Origin of the sequence: Kitasatospora sp. NPDC059571 (genome assembly GCF_042735675.1) — a bacterium.
Taxonomy (GTDB): Bacteria; Actinomycetota; Actinomycetes; order Streptomycetales; family Streptomycetaceae; genus Kitasatospora.
On record NZ_JBHWBW010000647.1, the window covers coordinates 1 to 3,564 of the forward strand.

Consider the following 3,564-nt stretch of genomic DNA (forward strand, 5'->3'; position numbering starts at 1 on the left):
AGTGGCACCGAGTGGCACCGACCGTCGGGGGGGGGGCGGGGGGGCCCCCCCCCCCCCCCGGGGGGGGGCGGCGCGCCGGCCCCCCCCCCCCCGGCTCGCCCCCCGCGCGCGGGGGTCCCCGCCCCGCCCGCGCCCGGCCCCCCCCCCCCGCCCGACACGCCCGTCCCGTCGCGCTTGTAAAGAGTTCTTTCTAAAGATAGCTTTATAAGCATGACCGAGCCGACTCGCGGCGCCCAGGACACCCCCGGCGCGCCGGACACCCCGCCCACCGTGCAGCTCAGCGACCCGCGGGCGCTGCGCGCCTACGCCCACCCCACCCGGATGGCCCTGGTCGGGCTGCTCCGCCGGGAGGGCCCGCTCACCGCGACCCGGGCCGCCGAACTGCTCGGCGAGAGCGTCGCCGGCTGCTCCTTCCACCTGCGCCAGCTCGCCAAGTACGGCCTGGTCGAGGAGGCCGGCGGCGGACGCGGGCGGGAGAAGCCCTGGCGGGCGACCGCACTGTTCACCGCCTGGGACACCGCCTCCCCGGACCCGGCGACGGCGGAGGCCGCCGGAGCACTGCAGCGCGTGGTGGTCGAGCGGTACGCCGAGCTCGCCGCCCGCTGGCTGGAGGCGCAGCGGGGCGAGAGCGCCGCCTGGCAGCGGGCCGCGGGCGTCGGCGACACCGTGCTCCATCTGACCGCCGAGGAGCTGGCCGAACTCGGCGCCCGGATGGACGAGCTCACCCGCCCCTACCTGGAGCGGCTGGGCCGGCCGGACGCCCGCCCGCCGGACAGCCGGCCGGTCCTGCTCGTCCGGATGGCACTGCCGACCGACACCGCCGCCCCGGGCCGGGGCGGGGCGGAGGCGGGGCCGACGCCGTGACCGCCGTCCTCGCCGCCCCGGCCCGGCGGGCCCGCGCCGCCGTCCCCGCGCTGCTGCGCACGGTGCGGTTCCGCCGGTACTGGACCGGCCAGAGCGTCTCGGCGGTCGGCGACCAGGTCACCGTGCTGGTGCTGCCACTGATCGCGGTCGCCACGCTGCACGCGGACGCCGCGCTGATGGGCCTGCTGGCCGCCGCGAGCTGGCTGCCGAGCCTGCTGTTCGCCCTGCCGGCCGGCGGCTGGGCGGACCGCCGCAGCGACCGCCGCCGGGTGATGATCGCCGCCGACCTCGGCCGGGCCGCCCTGCTGCTGAGCATTCCGGCCGCGTACGGGCTGGGCGTGCTGACGGCGGGCCAGCTCTTCGCGGTGGCGTTCGGGGCGGGCACGCTCAGCGTGCTCTTCGACGTGTGCAACGCGCCGGTGTTCGTGGCCGTGGTGCCGGACGGCCGGTTCGTCGAGGGGTCGTCGCTGGTCAACGGGAGCCGGGCGCTGGCCTCGGTGGCCGGCCCGGGGGTCGGCGGGCTGCTGGTGCAGGTGCTGGCCGCGCCGCTGGCACTGGTCGCGGACGCGCTCTCCTTCCTGGGCTCGGCCCTGACGCTGCACCGGATCCGGCCGGCCGAGCCGCCCGCGGAGGGCCGCCGCGGCGGGGTGGCGGCCGGGCTGCGCTTCCTGGCCCGGACACCGGTGATGCGCGCCGCCCTGCTCGGGACGGCGACCGTGAACCTCTTCACGTTCATGATCGCGGCGCTGCTGGTGCTGTACGCGACCGGGCCGCTGGGGCTGTCCGCCGGACTGCTCGGCCTCGTGCTCGGCGCGGGTGCGGTCGGCGGACTGATCGGCGCCGCCGCGACCGGCCGGATCGTCCGCCGGATCGGCATCGGCCGGGGCGTGGTGCTGGGTCTGGTCGCCTACCCGGCGCCGCTGCTGCTGATACCGGCCGCACACGGGGGGCCGGCCGCGCTCCTGCTGCTGGCGGCAGAGTTCGGGTCCGGGATCGGCGTGATGATCCTCGATATCACACTGGGGTCGCTCTTCGCGGCAGTTGTCCCGGATCGGCTCCGATCCCGGGTCTCCGGCGCCTATCAGGCCGTCAACTTCGGAGTCCGTCCGCTAGGTTCGGTACTGGGAGGGGTGCTCGGGAGCACGCTCGGCCTTCGGCCGGCGCTCTGGGTCGCCGCGATCGGCGCGCTCACCTCGTTCCTCTGGCTGCTGCCCTCGCCGATCCCCGGTCTCCGCTCGCTGCCCGCCGCGCAGGACGGATGACGGATTCTGACTGATCGTCAGGACCCGTACAGGGATTCGGGCATATGCCCGAGGAATGTGCCGGAACCCTCCCCCACCGCCTCGGCCTCGCGGTAGCGTTACGCCCCGATGGGGCTACAGCCAGTGAGGGCGTGGCCACACCAGCGTGCCGTCCGGGCATGCGGGAGGGGTGCGTAACCGTTGCCGGGGATCGACGACTGCCTGACCGAGGCGATGACCATCACCGGGGCCCTCGGGGCCAGCCTGGTGGACTGGACGAGCGGGCTCGCCCTGGGCGCGGTGGGCGCCGGGCCCGGCGGCGACCACGCCACGGGGGCCGCCGACGCCACCGAGGTCGCCCGGGCCATCACGCAGACCACGTCCTTCGCCGATCCCGCCGCCAGAACCGCCCCCGCCGACGACGTCATCATCACCTCTGCGGGCTGCTACCACCTGATCCGCTTCATCGAGACCGCCTTCGACAGCAGCGTCTTCCTCTACCTGCGGCTCGACCGGGCGACCGCCAACCTCGCGATGGCCCGACTACGGACGGCCGCCATCGTGGACGGGCTGGTGCTCGCCTGATGCACCCCGTCCTCAAGCCGGAGGCCCGGCCCGTCCTCCACCCCGTCCCGGCGGACCTGCCGCCGCTCCCCGCCCAGCGCTTCGGCCGTCTGCCGCGCCGCCACCGGTCCGGCTATGCACCGGCCACCGTCTTCGAGGCCGCGCTCACCGACCTCTCCGCGGACGGCGCGACCGGGGCGCTGCACGGCTCCGCCGGCACCGTGCACCTGGCCGCCGGCGAGGTGGTGCACGCCGAGAGCCCGGCCTCGCCCGACGTCGGCACCCTGCTCACCTCGGCCGGCCGGATCTCCGCCCGCACCTGGGCCGACAGCGTGGCCACCGCCCGCGGCGCGGCCGCCGACCACCTGGTCGCCAGCGGCCGGATCGGCCGCGGCGAACTCGAGCTCTGCCAGCTCACCGCCGTGCTGGACGCGGCCTTCTTCGCCCTGCCGCAGAACGACGGCCCGATCGGCTTCCTGCCCGGGGTGCGGCCCGCGCTCACCCTGGCCCGGCCGCTCGCGGTCACCACGCTGCGCCTGGCGGTCGGCCGGCGGCGGACCCTGCTGGACCGCACCTGGCCGGCCCCGCACCTGGACGACTCCCCCGTCCGGGCCAGGGCCGAGGAGCTGTGGACGGACCGGCAGTCCGCGAGCTGCAGCAGCCGCCGACGGGCCGTGCTCGCGGCCGCCGACGGGTTCCGCACCCCCGCCCAGATCGCCCGGCTGCTCGGCCGCTCCGCCTTCACCACCCTGCTCGACATCCGGCACCTGGCCGCGACCGGGCTGATCGAGATCCCGGCCCCGCCCACCGGCCCGAAGCCCGGCGACCCGGCCCGGGGGGGGCCCGCCCCCGGGGCCCCGCCCCCCCCCAAGGAATCCCGCGCACCCAAGGAATC

General features: G+C 76.9%; 4 protein-coding genes. All 4 read left to right on the top strand.

The window, feature by feature from the left end; genetic code table 11:
• Positions 1 to 210: 210 nt before the first annotated feature.
• Positions 211 to 864, top strand: coding sequence for a helix-turn-helix domain-containing protein (locus tag ACFV0G_RS37200; protein WP_380557576.1), 654 nt, complete (start codon positions 211 to 213; stop codon positions 862 to 864).
• Positions 861 to 2,126 (top strand): MFS transporter, encoded by a 1,266-nt coding sequence (locus ACFV0G_RS37205; protein WP_380557579.1) that lies wholly within the window; start codon positions 861 to 863, stop codon positions 2,124 to 2,126. Before ACFV0G_RS37200 ends, ACFV0G_RS37205 begins: the two co-directional genes overlap by 4 nt.
• A 180-nt stretch (positions 2,127 to 2,306) precedes the next feature.
• Positions 2,307 to 2,690: a hypothetical protein gene (locus tag ACFV0G_RS37210; protein WP_380557582.1), complete on the top strand. Its 384-nt coding sequence runs from the start codon at positions 2,307 to 2,309 to the stop codon at positions 2,688 to 2,690.
• The coding region (locus tag ACFV0G_RS37215) for a hypothetical protein (protein ID WP_380557585.1) at positions 2,690 to 3,564 on the top strand (875 nt) is incomplete at its 3' end. The genes ACFV0G_RS37210 and ACFV0G_RS37215, both read left to right, overlap by 1 nt.

Bases quoted from the DNA above. Each gene is read 5' to 3' on its own strand.
- ACFV0G_RS37200 (WP_380557576.1), top strand. From the start codon at position 211: ATGACCGAGCCGACTCGCGGCGCCCAGGACACCCCCGGCGCGCCGGAC.